General features: G+C 44.0%; 15 protein-coding genes. 4 read left to right on the top strand and 11 right to left on the bottom strand.

Features of this window, described 5'->3' with window-relative positions; translation table 11 throughout:
• The first annotated feature begins 165 nt into the window (after positions 1-165).
• Positions 166-561, top strand: a complete 396-nt coding sequence (locus Q6344_00820; protein WLG13932.1) for a hypothetical protein — start codon at positions 166-168, stop codon at positions 559-561.
• A gap of 162 nt (positions 562-723) precedes the next feature.
• On the opposite strand, the gene Q6344_00815 is transcribed toward Q6344_00820, so the two are convergent.
• Positions 724-3,273 (bottom strand): Tex family protein, encoded by a 2,550-nt coding sequence (locus Q6344_00815; GenBank protein WLG13931.1) that lies wholly within the window; start codon positions 3,271-3,273, stop codon positions 724-726.
• Positions 3,274-3,779: 506 nt separating this feature from the next.
• On the opposite strand from Q6344_00815, the gene ompR reads away from it, so the two are divergent.
• Positions 3,780-4,538 carry a two-component system response regulator OmpR gene (gene ompR, locus Q6344_00810; protein ID WLG13930.1) on the top strand — a complete coding sequence of 253 codons (759 nt, stop codon included), beginning with the start codon at positions 3,780-3,782 and terminating at the stop codon, positions 4,536-4,538.
• 134 nt (positions 4,539-4,672) lie between these two features.
• Positions 4,673-5,914, top strand: a complete 1,242-nt coding sequence (locus tag Q6344_00805) for a GTP-binding protein (GenBank protein ID WLG13929.1) — start codon at positions 4,673-4,675, stop codon at positions 5,912-5,914.
• Positions 5,915-5,976: 62 nt separating this feature from the next.
• Here Q6344_00805 and Q6344_00800 read toward each other — a convergent pair whose 3' ends face one another.
• The 4 genes from Q6344_00800 to ubiG form a co-directional block, all read right to left on the bottom strand.
• Positions 5,977-6,243: a DksA/TraR family C4-type zinc finger protein gene (locus Q6344_00800; protein ID WLG13928.1), complete on the bottom strand. Its 267-nt coding sequence runs from the start codon at positions 6,241-6,243 to the stop codon at positions 5,977-5,979.
• A 161-nt stretch (positions 6,244-6,404) separates the two neighbouring features.
• Complete coding sequence (locus Q6344_00795) at positions 6,405-7,241, bottom strand: YciK family oxidoreductase (protein ID WLG13927.1); 837 nt, start codon at positions 7,239-7,241, stop codon at positions 6,405-6,407.
• Positions 7,242-7,340: 99 nt separating this feature from the next.
• Complete coding sequence (locus tag Q6344_00790) at positions 7,341-8,051, bottom strand: HAD-IA family hydrolase (protein WLG13926.1); 711 nt, start codon at positions 8,049-8,051, stop codon at positions 7,341-7,343.
• Between the two features lie 75 nt (positions 8,052-8,126).
• Positions 8,127-8,966, bottom strand: a complete 840-nt coding sequence (ubiG, locus tag Q6344_00785; GenBank protein WLG13925.1) for a bifunctional 2-polyprenyl-6-hydroxyphenol methylase/3-demethylubiquinol 3-O-methyltransferase UbiG — start codon at positions 8,964-8,966, stop codon at positions 8,127-8,129.
• A 449-nt stretch (positions 8,967-9,415) separates the two neighbouring features.
• Between ubiG and Q6344_00780 the strand changes: the two genes are divergently transcribed.
• Complete coding sequence (locus Q6344_00780) at positions 9,416-10,036, top strand: thiol:disulfide interchange protein DsbA/DsbL (GenBank protein ID WLG13924.1); 621 nt, start codon at positions 9,416-9,418, stop codon at positions 10,034-10,036.
• Positions 10,037-10,237: 201 nt separating this feature from the next.
• On the opposite strand, the gene yjgA is transcribed toward Q6344_00780, so the two are convergent.
• The 6 genes from yjgA to pcnB all read right to left on the bottom strand — a co-directional run bounded on the left by yjgA (position 10,238) and on the right by pcnB (position 16,554).
• Entirely contained in the window at positions 10,238-10,756 is a 519-nt protein-coding gene (gene yjgA / locus Q6344_00775; GenBank protein WLG13923.1) for a ribosome biogenesis factor YjgA, read from the bottom strand.
• 100 nt (positions 10,757-10,856) lie between these two features.
• The gene (gene rapZ / locus Q6344_00770) at positions 10,857-11,822 is read right to left on the bottom strand and encodes an RNase adapter RapZ (protein ID WLG13922.1); all 966 of its coding nucleotides are present in this window, start codon (positions 11,820-11,822) and stop codon (positions 10,857-10,859) included.
• Positions 11,823-11,863: 41 nt separating this feature from the next.
• A complete protein-coding gene (gene panC / locus Q6344_00765) occupies positions 11,864-12,772 on the bottom strand; it encodes a pantoate--beta-alanine ligase (protein ID WLG13921.1) in 909 nt (302 codons plus the stop codon).
• A gap of 41 nt (positions 12,773-12,813) precedes the next feature.
• Positions 12,814-13,614 (bottom strand): 3-methyl-2-oxobutanoate hydroxymethyltransferase, encoded by an 801-nt coding sequence (panB, locus tag Q6344_00760; GenBank protein ID WLG13920.1) that lies wholly within the window; start codon positions 13,612-13,614, stop codon positions 12,814-12,816.
• A gap of 149 nt (positions 13,615-13,763) precedes the next feature.
• Positions 13,764-14,285 (bottom strand): 2-amino-4-hydroxy-6-hydroxymethyldihydropteridine diphosphokinase, encoded by a 522-nt coding sequence (folK, locus tag Q6344_00755; GenBank protein ID WLG13919.1) that lies wholly within the window; start codon positions 14,283-14,285, stop codon positions 13,764-13,766.
• Positions 14,278-16,554 carry a polynucleotide adenylyltransferase PcnB gene (gene pcnB, locus Q6344_00750; protein ID WLG13918.1) on the bottom strand — a complete coding sequence of 759 codons (2,277 nt, stop codon included), beginning with the start codon at positions 16,552-16,554 and terminating at the stop codon, positions 14,278-14,280. Before pcnB ends, folK begins: the two co-directional genes overlap by 8 nt.
• Positions 16,555-16,719 lie beyond the last annotated feature (165 nt).

The following is a 16,719-nucleotide window of genomic DNA, read 5'->3' as shown; positions in this document are numbered from 1 at the left end:
TTATTTTGTCTATCAATTAAATGTTAGATATATTAAATATATAGATTTGAATTACTAAATGAATGTGTAATATGCAACGGCTGTATACAGCAGTTAGCAACATAAGCGTCAAGTTTGAAATTTTTTAAGCTGACATTATAAGATTGTAAATTAAGGAATTGATTAATGAAAAAAAGTACTCTATCTTTATCGCTACTGATTGGCGCTGCGCTCACTATCCCAAGTTTGGCGATGGCAGCACCTGCTGATACTGCGGCAGTAGATGTGCAAGCAGCGGCTACCGCCACCACACTTGAGATGGAAGTTGACAATACAAATAATGCCTCAGCAGACAATCAATCTAGCCCATTTCAGATTAGTGAGACACAGATTATCTCAAGAGCAAACGTTAACAACAGTGCTGAGCAACAGCCGATGACTACTGAGCTTCAAGCGGAGCGAGAAGCAATGGCTGCCGAACAAGAGGTGATTCAAGATTCTGAAGAAGCGATGCAAGAAGAAGACTCGTTAGACACACAAGAAGAATTACAAGAAGCTGAAGAAGCCACAGAAGAATTATAGAATACGATACAAATCCCGCTGTTAGCTGAAATCATTGAAAAGAGGTTATTCAGCGAGTTAGGTTTGAGCAGTTATCAGTGTTCATTAACAATTTCTATCTTTAGATACATTCCATAAAAAAGGCAGCCTAATGGCTGCCTTTTTTATCACTATTAACATTAACTATTTTTTGGTTTTAGTCACGCCAGCTTCCTGTAACAGCGCCCCAAGCGTACCCATTTTGCTAGGTGCTTCTGCTTTATCAGCCCTTGGCGCTTTGCTACGATCGTTATTAGCATTGTCTTTATCCTGACGATTACCGCGAGATTTCGACGGGCGCTTATCAGTCGCTGGACGGCTACTGTTTGGGCGTTTGCTATTTGTATGATCGCTACGTGGACGACTGACTTTCTCATCATTACCAGTACTTTCAGCCGATTTCGCTGCTGGGCGCGCAGGCTTTTCAGATTCTGGCTTCATACTAAAGCCAATACGACCACGTTTTTCATCGATAGAGATGACACGTACCGAAACAATATCGCCAGGCTTGACGCGGTTCATCGGATCAGCGACAAAGTCATTGGCCATTTGTGAGATATGTACCAAACCATCCTGATGGACGCCAACATCAACGAAGCAACCAAAGGCTGTCACATTGGTCACCACGCCTTCAAGCTGCATGCCCTCACTCAAGTCTTTAATACTGTTAACGTCTTCACGGAAGTTAGCAGTCTTAAACTCAGGACGTGGGTCGCGTGCTGGTTTGGCTAGCTCATCGATGATAGCAGTTACACTAATATTGTCATCATTAGCAGCCAATGCAGTAGTATCGATCGTATTTAGTACGCCGTCATTACCGATGACTTCTGGCAATGCTTTACCAGTTTGTGCCAATAAGCTATCGACCAGCGCATAGCTTTCTGGATGCACACCAGTGGCATCAAGAGGATTACTACCACCATGGATACGCAAGAAGCCTGCTGCTTGCTCAAAGGTCTTAGCGCCTAAGCGTGGAACGTTTTTTAATGATTCACGACTTTCAAAAGCACCATGCTCTTTACGATAGGTCACGATTTGCTGCGCGACGTTTTTATTCAAACCAGCGATATGTGTCAAGATAGCAGGGCTTGCAGTATTTACATCAACGCCAACCGCATTTACGCTATCTTGCGTGACTTTATCAAGACTATCTGCCAATTGCGTTTGGTTGACATCATGCTGATATTGACCAACGCCAATGGCTTTTGGATCAACCTTGACCAATTCTGATAAAGGGTCTTGCAAGCGACGGGCGATAGAAACCGCACCGCGTACAGAAACGTCTAAATTACCAAGCTCATCAGTGGCAAGCTCACTGGCTGAATAAACAGAAGCACCTGACTCATTGACGATAACTGATTTGGCTTGTAACTCAGAGTTGGCAGCCAAAATTTCTTTAATCATCGCATCTGTTTCGCGGCTCGCCGTACCATTACCGATAGCCACCAAATCAACGTTGTAAGTACTTAATAATTCATCGATGACTTTTTTGGCTTCATCCATTTTATTATCAGGGGCAAATGGATAAACGGTTGCGACGACAGGCTTGTCTTCACTGTCTAACATGACGTGACCTTGAGCATCGACGATGGCCATTTTTACGCCATGACGAATGCCAGGATCAACGCCTAAAATTACTTTGCGACCGGCAGGCGCTGACATTAATAAGTGCTGTAAATTATTGGCAAATACGTCAATCGCATCGGCCTCAGCAGTCAGACGTTTTTCTGTCAATAAACGATGCTCGATATGCGGACGCCATTTGTCTTTCCATAAACTGGTCGCCGCTTCTATCAAAAACTCTTGACGCTCAGTAGGTGCTTTGGTATCAATCTTAAAGTGCTTAATAATTTTTTCGATAAAGGGTGCGTCTTCGCCTTCTATTTTGAGGCCTAAGACGTTTTCTTGACGACCACGTAGCATCGCTAATAAACGATGATTCGGCAGACGCGCAAGGCTTTCGCTATGCTCGAAGTAATCTTTGAATTTCTCGCCGACTTCGCGTTTTTCTTCACTGGCAACGGCAGATACGATACTGGCCGTCTTGGCAAAGCCACTGCGCAAGCTGTCTAGCAAAGCCAAAGCCTGCGTCCATTCATCAACGATGATGGCTTGTACGCCAGCCAATTGCTTGGTGATATCGCTAAAATCAACTTCGATCTCATTACCACTATCATCGGTAATGCTCGATTGAACTTGATAGTCTGCCAGTGCTTCTGTCGGCGTGATTTCTTGCGTCAAGACGGCTTGCGCTGCCACATCAAGACCAGCAGCACGTGCTTTGGCGGCAGGAGAACGACGACGTGGGCGGTATGGCAAGTAAATATCTTCAAGCTCAAGTTTCGACGTCGCATTATCGATACGCGTCTGCAGCTCGTCGGTCAAATTGCCCTGCGTGCTGAGCAGCTCGGTAATTTTGAGGCGACGGGTGGCCATGTCGCGCTCATAATTAAGAGACTTCTCAAGCGCACGCAATTGCGCATCGTCAAGATTCTGCGTCTTTTCTTTACGGTAACGGGCAATAAATGGAACGGTCGCGCCTTCATCGTAAAGTTTGACAAACGCATTGACTTGAGCAGTCTTAATGCCAAGCGCGCGAGCAAGCTTGTCGTGAATATTCGCGTGTGTGGTTGCATCCAAAACCTGTGCATTTGTCGAGGTTTGAGATGGCGTTAAGGTATCAGTGCTACTCATAGACGTATCAATCGTTGAGAAATGTAGTTTTGCATTATAGCAAAAGCTGCATGAATAAAAATCCTTTTTATCTTTTCGTTATTTATCGCTAGTTTTACGGCGAAAATCGTCTCATATCATAGGTTCTGTCGCTTTGTTAAACAAACGCATACAGCATTTATCCTGATGGGTGATGCAATTAGTGGTGCAATCTTATACACTAAAGTATCCAAGGCGCAAATATTGGTACGCGCTGACGCATTGAACAATAGTATTCAAATTTATGATGGATTGAGACGGACCTTTACTTTTGACCACTCATTGAATAAAGACAGTTTTTTTGCTCAGGTTTTTTGTATAGTCGATTCAAGATAATTTAGCGAGGAAAGCACGTTAAAATACTATAAATAGTAGACTCAACGAGCCTGACACCGTATTTTTTTTATATCATTTTAACTATATAACCTTTAGCCTTGACTGTTAACGATAATTTCTACTAATAATAATTTTTATAAGAGGATGCCTGTATGTCTGAAAATAACAGCCCTGATACCTTAACTCAACGAATTTTAGTCGTTGATGACGATGCACGCTTGCGCTCTTTATTACAGCGCTTTCTAGAAGACGACGGTTTTGTCGTCCGTACGGCTCATGATGGTAGTCAAATGGATAAGCTGTTGCAGCGTGAGCTTTTCTCGTTGGTGGTACTCGATTTGATGCTGCCAGGCGAAGACGGCATCAGTATCTGTAAGCGTCTACGTGAAGACAATGGTGACATTCCTATCATTATGCTGACAGCCAAAGGTGGTGATGCCGATCGTATCGCTGGTCTAGAAGCGGGCGCAGATGATTATCTGCCAAAACCATTTAATCCAAAAGAGCTATTGGCTCGTATCAAAGCGGTATTACGTCGTCAAAATCGCGAGCTGCCTGGCGCACCAAGCCATCAGCTTGAAGTGGTTGAGTTTGGACCGTGGACGCTTGATTTATCGACACGTACGCTTAAACGTGACGGCAATGTTGTTACCTTAACGACAGGTGAATTTTCGGTGCTAAAAGCACTGGTGCAGCATCCACGTGAGCCATTAACCCGTGACAAGCTGATGAACCTTGCGCGTGGTCGTGAATGGGGTGCGATGGAGCGTTCTATCGACGTACAGGTATCACGTTTGCGTCGTTTGATTGAAGACAACCCTTCACAAGCGCGTTACATCCAAACCGTTTGGGGTGTAGGCTACGTATTCGTTCCTGACGAAGCCGAAGTAGAAACCGTTAAAAGTGAGTAACTTTTGACTATGTGTGTCCTCATTTTGAAAATTTCGATTATCGATTGAATTGAGGACACACGCTAATATCATTTCCATTTAATATAGGCAGTGTTTGATTACTCACAAATACGACCTATATGATGAGTGTCTCTGTGAAAAAACCTATTATTTTTCAAAACATACCCTGCACCTTGGTGACAGGGTTTTTGGGTGCTGGCAAGACCACAGTGATTAATCAGCTGCTTGCTATCAAACCTGCCGATGAGCGCTGGGCATTACTAATCAATGAATTTGGTCGTATTGGTATTGATGGTGCGCTGCTGGCAAGTGCGAAAGATAGTAAGCCTGAGCAAGATAATATTGCGATACGAGAAGTCAGTGGTGGCTGTATTTGTTGTACCAGTCAGCTGCCATTACAAATTGCTATCAGTCGGCTGCTTAGTGAGCATCATCCACAGCGGTTGCTCATCGAACCCACAGGGCTTGCTCATCCACGTGAGCTTATCATGCAGCTCAGTGCACCGCATTGGCAAACAGCGCTCAATATGCAAGCAGTAATAACGGTACTGAGTGGCGTGCAATGGCAGCAAGATAAATATCGTCATTATGACGGTTTTCAAGCGCATGTCCGTGATGCCGATGTGTTGGTCATTAATCGCTATGCTCAATTAAGCGAGAGCGAAAAGCAAGCACTGCAACAATGGATAGCCAAGCTCAATGCACAGGTAAAAATTATTTGGGCAGCATCTGAGCATATATCTCATGATACAAATGACTCATCCAATATTCTTTTATCAGAATCAAGCGTGTCAGAGCTGAAAACCCAGCTTACCAAGTCCAGTCAGGTTATCTCGAAACAACGCACAGTCAATATTGTTCACCCTCAAAAATCGACTACTAGCTTGCAACCGCAGAGTAATGCCCTATCGATATCGACCACCTTGTCATCCGACGCTTTTACAAAAAAAGATGATCCGCAGACCAGTACAGATATTGAGCTACCTTACCGTTATCATGAGAAACAGCAAGAGTTACAGTTGGCGGGTTGGCGACTGCCAGCGCACTACATATTAAAAGCGGATGAGTTACAGAGTTGGTTATTAACGCTACCGAACTGGCAACGTATCAAAGGTGTGGTGCATACCTCTGATGGCTGGCTACAAATCAATTTTACCCCTGACAGCTTAACCACCAGTACGGTCAGCGCACAAGTTGATAGTCGGCTAGAGATTATATTACAGTTGGATGCAAATGCTAATAACGACAACGATACAGCGGTAGAAAGCGACCGCTCAGAAGAAAAAGATAGGACAGCATTTTTATCTTCTATAGAGACGCTACCTTCTATCGATTGGGATACCTGCGACCGTGAACTAATGGCACTGGTTATATAGTAATAAACAAAAAAAGGGTAGACATTGCTGTTCGATATAGCAATGTCTGCCCTTTTTCTTTTTTAACGTAATTGACTGTCTTTGCTACCGCGCCGGTTGAACAGCTCAGCAGCTCTCGCCTCTTGTTCAAGTTCTGTCTGACAGCTGACGCAATGCTGAATACCAGGCACTGCTAAGCGCCGTGCTTCTGGAATAGGCTTGCCGCATTCATCACACATCTCGGCACTGATGCCAGTTGGCAACGCACGTCGTGCCCGCTCTAATGCATCATTTACCGTTGCATCCATTTGCTCATGCTCAGCACCATCTCTTGACCAACCACCTGCCATAATTCTATCCTATTTACGATAATTAGATATTGAAAATCGCTTTAATAACAAATAGATGGGGTTGTTTATAATTAATTGCAACCTGCTAGAGCATGCCTCAATCTGAAAGTATGCGAATAAATGCTCTAAATAATGACATTTCCTAGCAAAAAATCACATGGCTAATCTTTTGGCTGTAGCTCAACCACTTGACCACGTACCCCGATACTGGAGTCACTCATCAAACAGACATAGCCTGCCATGATATCTTCAGGCGTTTTTAAGCTCATAGGATTCTCTCCTGGATAAGCATGGGCGCGCATATTGGTACGAGTGCCACCAGGATTGACACAGTTAAAACGTAAATTAGTCGTATTCTGCGTCTCTTGGGTAAAGATATCACTCATGCCTTCTACGGCTTGCTTGGACAGCGCATAAGCACCCCAGAACGCGCGAGGATGTGTACCGACCGTGCTAGAGGTGAAAACAATAGAGCCATTCTCAGCATCTTTAAGTAGTGGTAGCAGTGCTTGGGTGAGCATAAACGTCGAGGTAAAGTTTACCTTCATAACTTGTGCAAAAGTATCGACGTCATACATCTCAAGTGGGGTTAGCTGCCCAAGCATGCCCGCATTGTGCAAGATACCATCGAGCTGACCGACTTCTTTATTAATCAACCCCTCTAACTGCTGCATCTCAGCATAGGTTGCTCCTTCTAGATTCATCGGTAGCATGGCAGGCTGTTTGCCACCAAGACTTTCAATCTCATCATAAACATATTCAAGCTTGCTGCTGGTACGTCCCAATAACAGGACTGTCGCTCCATAGCGAGCATAAGTCAGCGCGGCAACGCGGCCGATACCGTCACCTGCCCCCGTGACCAGAATAGTCTTACCATCTAAACAATTATCAGATGGCACAAAGTTGCGAATATCGTTATGAGTTAACGGTTGAGGTAGACTTTGAACAGTTTTTTGGTTGTCTTGCTGATTAGCCAGCTGATTAATATTGTCACTCATGGCATTACTCACTGCTTATCGTTTAATAGTTGGGATGCTAAGTATTTATCGTGTTTCTTTAAAAACATAGAGTGTGGCGGACTCGATTTATAATTTGATTTATAAATAGTCAAATTTACCAGATGAGAGCAACAGTTTATTTAATTGCTCAGGCGTATCAGTAATATAATCTGCGCCCCATTTCTTTAGGTTTTTTTGATCTTCAGGCGGGATATAACCGTAGGCAGCTAGAATCGTCGGCATGCCAGCGGCATTACCAGCTTCGATATCACGGATATGATCGCCAACATAAATAACGCTTTCAGCGGCGCCGCGAGGGATACCAAGCTTCTCTAACGCCGCATACATAGGCTCTGGGTCAGGTTTTGAGCGAGACACATCATCAGGACAGACCAAAGCAGAACAGCGCCCGTCTAACTGCATCTTGTCTAGTAACTTCTCTGCCAAATAACGCGGCTTGTTGGTCACAATACCCCATGGCACCCCTTTTTCTTCAAGAGCAGTCAACACGTCTTCTAATTCAGCGAACACACAACTATCGACGCATATCTCAGCTTCATAATCATCTAAAAACTGTTGGCGAAACTCCTGTAAAGCTTTTTCGCTAACCTCAATTTGATCGTTATGACGTAGCATCAACTGTACCATCGCTGAGGCACCAGCAGAAACTTGCTCGCGAATTTCTGTTTCAGGGGGTGCTTGCCAATCATTTTGGCGGCTCATTTTACCGATAATACGGACAAAATCAGCAGCCGTATCGATTAATGTCCCATCGAGATCAAATAAAACCGCTTTTACAAATTGGCTCATAGTGAATGCTCTTAATATAGATAAGGTGTTGAGTGAAATAGTATGGCATGAAAACAACCAAATACGGCATTCAGCTTAAGCCAGTGGCTTGTGTACTGCCATCATGTAATTGACATCGACATTTTGAGCGAGCCAATAGCGCTTGGTCAGCGGATTATAATGCAAGCCAATGATATCTCGACGTGTGAATCCCGCATCAATTGCCATTTTGTCTAGCTCAGCTGGCGTAATGAATTTGGCATAGTCATGAGTGCCGCGATCGAGCAAGCGCAATACATACTCTGCCCCAACGATGGCAAATAGATATGATTTAGGGTTTCGATTGATCGTCGATAGCACGCAAACACCGCCTGGTGCCAATAACTCAAAACAAGCCTGCACAATCGAGCTGGGATCAGGCACATGCTCGAGCATCTCCATGCAAGTCACCACATCGAACTGACCTGCATGAGTTTTGGCCAATTCTTCTACTGGGATATGCTGATAACGCAACGTCTCATGTAAAGCGCTTTGCTCTGCATGCAGCGCTGCCGCTTTTAGATTTTCGGTACCCAAATCAATCCCTGTCACATCCGCACCGCGACGTGCCATAGACTCTGACAATATACCGCCGCCACAGCCGACATCGAGCACTTTTTTTCCAGCCAAGCCGGTTTCAGCCGTTTTATGAATATCCGTATCAGCACTGTCATTTTGATAACTGCGCTTGACGTTTTCTTCTATCCAATTTAGACGCAGTGGATTTATTTCATGCAAAGTCGCAAATGCACCCGTCTTACTCCACCATTCGCTTGCCAACTTATTAAACTTGTCGACTTCGCTAGGATCTACATTAATGGCGGTAGCCGTTGTATCATCAAGACCGCTGTTTGCTTGCTCATTCAAAGAAGGCGAGGAAGATAGAGCTGAGCTCATTGCATTTTTCCTTTATTGTCATTATCGTTATAATCATATACAGTGCACAATTATGTACCTAATATTAGCATGAGAGCGGCAGCTTTGTCGTGAGTACATCGTCACCGATTGTGAATACTCTTAGCAAACGTTCATACTTTCTGTACCGTTTTTTTAGATGATAGATGCTTCAAACAGCTTAAAACCTAAATAATAAAACGCTAAAAAAATTCCAAAAAACACGGTGAAATAAGCCTTAAATAATGGCTCACAGCTTTACAACCATTAGTTAAGAATCGGATTCACAAGCGACCATGTTTTACGTTATTATAGTCGATACGTCACTATAGTTCGATTATACTCGACGCTGTCTCGTTTGGGCACTTTAAAAACCTGTGCGCTATACCCAAAACCATACGATACTAAAACATCTCAACAAACCCTAAGTTTTCACACCTCAAGGATAAAGTATGAAACGTGTCATCACACTGACTGGTCTGGCCATGGCCATTGGACTTGCCACTATGGGCGCACAAGCTGCCGACTATGTCGCCGGAAAAGACTACCGCGTGCTAGACAATCCAGAAAAAATCAGCGGTGATGCTATCATTGTTCGTGAGTTTTTTTGGTATGGTTGCCCACATTGTAACGTTCTTAACCCGCATATGGAAAAATGGGCTAAAAACAAAGACAAAGACGTTGCCTTTTTCAAAACGCCAGCAGCGCTTAACCCTGTCTGGGAAGCCAACGCTCGTGGTTTCTATGCCGCTCAGCTGCTAGGGTTTGAAGACAAGACTCATGATGCGCTATTTGATGCCATTCATAAAGATGGTAAGAAAATCTTTGACCAATCATCATTAAGCAAATGGTATGCATCTAAAGGCGTTAATGAGAAGAAATTCAATAGCCTTTATAATTCATTCGCCGTTGGTACGAAAATTGGTCGTTCACAAGCAGGCGCTAAGCGTTATCAGCTCTCTGGTGTGCCAGCAGTCGTCGTACAAGGCAAATACGTTGTAACTGGTGAAAGCGCTACTGTACCTAAAGTCGTTGATTATTTGGTTGACAAAGTTCGTGCTGAAAAGAAATAGGTTAAGTACTAATATAAATTAGGTACCGTTATAAATTAGGGACTAGCATTTATCTACAAGTGTCATTTGTAGCTAAATGCTCTTACCCATAAAAAAGCCAATCACTTGATGATTGGCTTTTTTTATTTGCAGACTAAATTAATTTATAAGTGGAGATATTGTATAAATAGTGGTCAAAGCTATTTAGCCGCTATCACCTTATTATTTTTCTTTTTTCAATTGCGACAAAATAGTGACTTCACGAATATAACTGGCTAAGTCTGCTTTAGACTCTGCCATCAGCTCATCATCTTGGGTATGTTTGGCGTATTCAATCCATAATAGTAATTGATACATACTATTTTGTTCAGATGCTTGGTATTGTTTAACGAACTGCTTAAGCGTCCCTTCATCATTAATATTTAAACGCTCAAACCAACTTTCTATTTTTGAGACCTGTTCTTTAGGGAAAAACGCATCAAATAATGCTTTTACCAATTCGTGGCGGTTTTCTTCACTAATCAGCTTACCAACGCGCTTGGTTTGGCGAATACGAGCATTAGCGCTGGTGATATCGGCCAATGCCATGAGTTCTGCCATAAAATAGTCACTGGCTGGCAGATTTTTGAGCTGCTTTTTCGATAAGCTGGCAAGTGGTATCGACAACTTCTGCAAGCGCTCATGGGCCTTTTTGAGTTCAGTGCGCGAAACGCGCATATCCTGTTCTTTCCAGTCAATCATAAAAGCTTTCCAAAATAATAAATAATAAAATTAACAGGGGCATATCCTCATTTTAGGAATAGTCATAAAAATAAAGATATGCCCCAGTGTTTACCAATAACTACCAACGATTTTTTTCACGATGTTTCGCCAGTACTTTTATACTTTGCGGCATAACATCGGCAAGACGACGTTGTAAATTATCGGTGATGAATACTGAACGATGCTTACCACCAGTACAGCCAATAGCCACTGTCACTGTATGGCGGTTATTGTGTAAAAATTCGGGTAACCAACGGGTTAAAAACTTATCTATATCATCAGTCATCTCAGCCACTTCTGGATAGTCGGCAAAGAATGCGGCAACTTCCGTGTCTAGACCTGTCGAAGTACGCAATTTAGGGTTCCAATGCGGATTCGGCAAAATTCTCACATCAAAGACAAAATCTGCATCAATAGGACTGCCATATTTGAAGCCAAAAGACAGCAGATTAATCACAATCTGATTGTCCACGCCGACATGTTCACGCAAGCTGTCTTTCAATTGATGAATATTCAAATTGCTGGTATCAATTCTGATATCGGCATGACCTGCGATAGGCTCTAACAGCTCCACTTCTTTTTTAATCGCGGCAGGTAGATTAAAAGCAATGTGCTTGGCATTGTCACTATCAATATCCTGTGACATCAGCGGATGTACGCGGCGTGTCGCATTAAAACGTGCTATCAAAGTGCTTTCTTGCGCGGTCACATACACCACTTTTACCGCATGCGCCCCGTATGTTTTCTTTAAAGATGCATGCATCTCTGCAAAGTTGGATAGATCCGCTCGCGGTGTTCGAATATCAACACCAAGCGCAATACGACGAATCCCACTTTCATTGACCAATTTATGCGCAGCATCCGGCAATAAGGATAACGGTAAGTTATCAATAGAATAATATCCTAAATCTTCTAAGATATTTAATACTGAGGTTTTACCTGAGCCTGAACGCCCTGATACCACTAGGATACTGAGCTTGTCGGTTGCTATTTTACACGCTGCCTGCTCAGATTGACTGTTATTTTCACCCTGACTCACATCCATGATTCACCCATTCTAGTCATTGCATCCTGCAAATTACTATGTCACAACGATTGATCCACCGTCACCAATTGATTGTCTAACAAACGTGCACGTCCCAGCCAAGCAGCGACTAAAATCATCAAATTCTTGTTTTCTGCATTAAAAGTTACAGTATCATTAGTGAGTGACTCTAGCGTATCGGTTTTAATGTCTAAATAATCAATAATGAAGCCAGCATCCGTAATACGCTGATGCGTTTCTGCTAGCAACGACTGAACAACTTGTTGGCTCTGTTCGCCTCTCTCTAACTGCTTTGCTAAATATTGTAGCGCTTGATGGATAACAGGTGCTGCCTCACGCTCAGTAGCACTTAAATATTGGTTACGCGATGAGAGTGCCAAACCATCTACAGCGCGGACAATAGGTGCCCCTATAATTTCAATCGGATAACTTAAATCACGTACCAATTGCTTAATAATCGCTAATTGTTGATAGTCTTTTTGGCCAAAAACAGCAATATCCGGTTGTACGATATTGAACAGTTTAGAGACGACAATACCAACACCGTCAAAATGCCCAGGGCGTGATTGACCACATAATTGAGTGGTAATAGCTCCCGCGAGAACGGAGGTTGGCGGCGGTAAGACTGGGTACATCTCTTCAATACTGGGCGCAAACACATAATCAGTATCGACTGATGCTAGCTTAGCGACATCCTCATCAAGCGTGCGAGGATAACTATCAAAATCCTCTCCCTCGCCAAATTGAGTAGGGTTGACAAAAATACTAACCACCACGATATCAGCATGTTGCTTGGCTATTTTTACTAATTCAAGATGACCAGCATGCAGATTGCCCATCGTTGGCACTAAAGCGATACGCTGTGGGCCATCTTGATTGTCATTTTTTTGTCCACGATAAGACTGTAAAGCCGTACGCAATGCGGAGATATGATGATGAATGATTGGCATGGTTAACTATTCTTCTACTGATAATCGTAAAAACTAAAATGTTAGCTAAACTGGTGCTGCTCGGTTGGAAAACTGCCTTCACGTACTGACTGCTGGTAAAGGGCAAATGCGCCTTCGATACTGTGCGCGCTATTACGCTTATCGGTCAAAAAGTCATGAATAAAGCGCGGGACACGGCCGTGTGCCATACCTAGCATGTCATGCATGACCAACACTTGACCATCCGTATCTGCACCAGCACCAATCCCAATAACTGGTACTGCGACGGCTTCCGTCACTACTTTTGCAAGCTCAGCAGGTACGCACTCTAACACTAGCAGCGCAGCACCTGCCGCAACGACTGCTTTCGCATCAGCAAGCAATTTATCAGCCGCTTCGTCACCACGACCTTGGATTTTATAACCACCAAACACATTGACTGATTGCGGTGTTAATCCTAAATGCACACAAGTAGGCGTCCCTGCTTGCGCCAAAGTCGTGATTAAATCGCAAAGCTCACTACCGCCTTCAATCTTAATCACATGCGCGCCCGCCTGCATCAGCTGGCGACTATTGGCAACCGCTTCTGGTAAGGTGACATAGCTCATAAACGGCAAGTCAGCCAAAATCAGCGCGTGTTGATTGCTACGGGCAATATTGGCTGTATGATAAGCCATATCATTGACAGTCACAGGTAACGTAGAATCATGACCCTGCACCACCATGCCCAAGCTATCACCGATTAAAATCGTATCAATCTCTGCTTTTTCCATCATGCGTGCAAACATCGAGTCATAGCACGTTAAGCAAGTGAACTTGGTACCATCTTTTTTGAATTTTTTTAAAGTAGATAACGTCGTCATATGATCCTCGATTAACCTTTAGTACCTTTTAGCACCTTTAGCTGTCTCTAGCTATTATTCTGATTGTGATCAAAACTTTTAGCAATCCTTTGGTATAGCCAATCTACTATAAAAGAGGTGAACGCTGTCACTCTTTTATAATAGATTGGCTACAGTAGTTTTAAGCCTGTCCAATCTTTGCTAAACGGATAATCATCTATCGATTTGCCAGCAATGGTAAGCGCTGGGGTTAACTCTCGCAGTGGTAATAAGACAAAATTACGCTCAAACAATCCAGCGTGCGGTACGGTTAATTGTGGCTCAGTGATTTGCGCCTCACCGTATAACAAAATGTCGACATCCAAACTACGCTCACCCCAACGCCGTATTCGTGCACGCTTAGCCTCTTTTTCTAACTGTTGACAGTAAGCAAGCAACTCAAAAGGCGGCAATATCGTCTCAAACCCAGCGACGGCATTAACAAAATCAGGCTGATCTTGCGGCCCCATAGGCGCTGAAGCGTAAAACGAAGAAACACGAACCGCACGTATTTGCTTATGCTCTTGCATCGCTGCGATTGCCTGCTGCAAATGTTCTACTGGTGAACCCAAGTCGTTAGACAAATTGCTACCCAAACCTACGTAGCAGGTTACCCAATTCGCGTTGCCCGCATCATTAGTAATATTAGACATTGTCAGTACTAGGTTGGCGACGGCGACGTTTCGATGGGACAGGGCCTTTATTGTCATTCACACTACTCGTACCAACATTACCGTTAGCAGCTTGGCTGGTTTTAGCAGACTTTGCTTCTGTCGTTTTGGCTGGTTTTTTAGCGCTTGCAGGTGTCGTAACCTTCGCCATTTTTTTGCGCTCAGCCGTTTTTTTAGCCGGAATATCTGTTTTATCAGTAGGCTGGGCTGCTGGCTTAGGTGCTTTTTTTGCATACTTTGCTGCAGCTTTAACATCGTTGTTAGTCGTTACTTGCATCTCTGTGTTACTAGCAAGATTTATACTCTCTACACTCGGCTGACGACGGCGACGCTTATGGGGTATCGGCTCGTTATTCATACTGACGAGCGCAGGCGATCTTGCTACCGAACGAGCCACAGATGAAGGCGTAACCTTTGACTGTGTTGCTTTTGGCTGCTGAGCTTGATTTGAGCGATCAGGCTTACTGTCAGCCTTACTATAAGAGTTAGCATCAGAACTGACATCCTGATTTTTTAGTTCTTTCTCAGCCGATACACTCTTATGGACAGGTTTTTTCTGCGCCGCCTCTTGACGATTATTAGGCTTATCGGCATTTGATAGCTGCTTCTGCAATGGTGGCACAACTTTTTCATGCTCGATTACAAAGAGTGGTGCAGGCTTGGAATGATGGCGTTTATTTGCCGCTTGGTTGCTGCTATTGGCAAGAGATAGCTGTCGTAACTGAGCAAGCTCATGGCTGTCTTGACTTACTTGCTGCGATTCATAGTGCTTGTTGTTATTGCTACCAGATTGCTTAACAGAGGTTGATTGACTGGCAGCGCGGCGACGGCGTGCTGGAATATTTGACGGGTCATTTACCATATTCTGCTCATTCCTACCCTGCTCAGCAGTATCATTGGCTTTGCTGTGCTTGATATTTTTTTGATGAGATATTGAGTGATCGAGGCTATTTGACTCTGAATTTTGATGATTACGCCCACGACCACGCTGCGCTTGTTGCCCTTTTTTATAGGCACCGCGACGAATATTTTCATCAAAATCATCAATGGCTTGCTGCTGCTCTCGTTCAGACAATGTCTGATAGGTCTGCCACCAATCGCCCATACCATTGGTCGACTCTGATAACGGATGCTCAGCATCACCGCATTGCTCACGCAATAACAAAAAGTCAAAACCTGCGCGAAAGCGTGGATGCTCAGAGAGCTGAACGATTTGTTTGCTACGCGGGGCTGCAAGTCTTGGCTGCAATATCCAGATATCACGGATAAACTGCTCTGCAAATTTAGGAATCGCGGTCTTGATACGTTGACGATCAATCACTTTACCAGCGGCGTGCATTTGCGCTTCAGCAAATGGCATATTGCGCTTCTTGGCTTTTGCCAACTGATGCAGATAGTTTTCCCACAATAGCGCAGCATAAAAGAACGCCGGATTGATGCTTTTGCCAGCAGCAATACGTTTGTCGGTATTAATAGCGACTTGATTGACCAGTGCACTTGGCTCAGATGGTGGGTAGATGATTAAGCTATCAATCGCCCCCGACTCAAACAATAGCGGCAGTAATGGCACCAGATAACCACCGGTAAACATCTTCTGGGTTTCATCATAGAGACGATGCGGTGATATTTGCTCAAGCAATGCCCAGTTGCCATCATGAAACTGATCGGCTAACTCGTCATCAAACTCAAAACCGAGTTTGGCTTTGAAACGTAAAGCACGCAACAAACGTACTGGATCTTCTTCGATACGCACTGGCGCATGGCCGAGCAGTCGAATGATTTTATTATCAATGTCGTCAAGCGCACCGCAAAAATCATGAACCACACCTTTAAGCGGTTGATAATAAAGTGCATTAATAGAAAAATCACGACGAGAGAAGTCTTGTTTGATATCACCCCAAACATTATCACGCAGGATCATACCGTCTTGATTGGTATTAGCATCATTGGTTGGTGGACCACGGAAGGTAGCAACCTCAATCAACTCACGGCCTGAATACACGTGCGCCAACTGAAAGCGGCGACCGATAATGCGGCAGCGCTTGCCAAAGACGTCTTTGATCTCATGCGGCTTGGCATCAGTGACAGCGTCAAAGTCTTTTGGACGTAAACCCAATAAGGTATCACGCACGCCGCCACCGACGATATAGGCATCAAACCCAGCTCGGTTTAAGGTGGCAATCACTTCAGTAATGGAATTGGGTAATTCAGATTTATTCAGTTCTAACTGCTTGGCGGCACGCTCGGCCATGCATCTACTCCTCGCCGGTATTCTTTAACCACCCCTGATGAACACAGCGTTTATCAGGCGGATGTACCTGCTAGTTTAACAAATTTTGCGCCTAGTAGGTGTGTTATGACTGATACTTAGGTGCTATTTTGTCAATATTGGGGTTAATTAAAGCAAAATACTGCC

It is taken from the genome of Psychrobacter cibarius, from assembly GCA_030686115.1.
Taxonomy (GTDB): Bacteria; Pseudomonadota; Gammaproteobacteria; order Pseudomonadales; family Moraxellaceae; genus Psychrobacter; species Psychrobacter cibarius_C.
The sequence above is the reverse complement of the archived record's forward strand: the minus strand, read 5'-3'. Positions and strand labels throughout refer to the sequence as shown.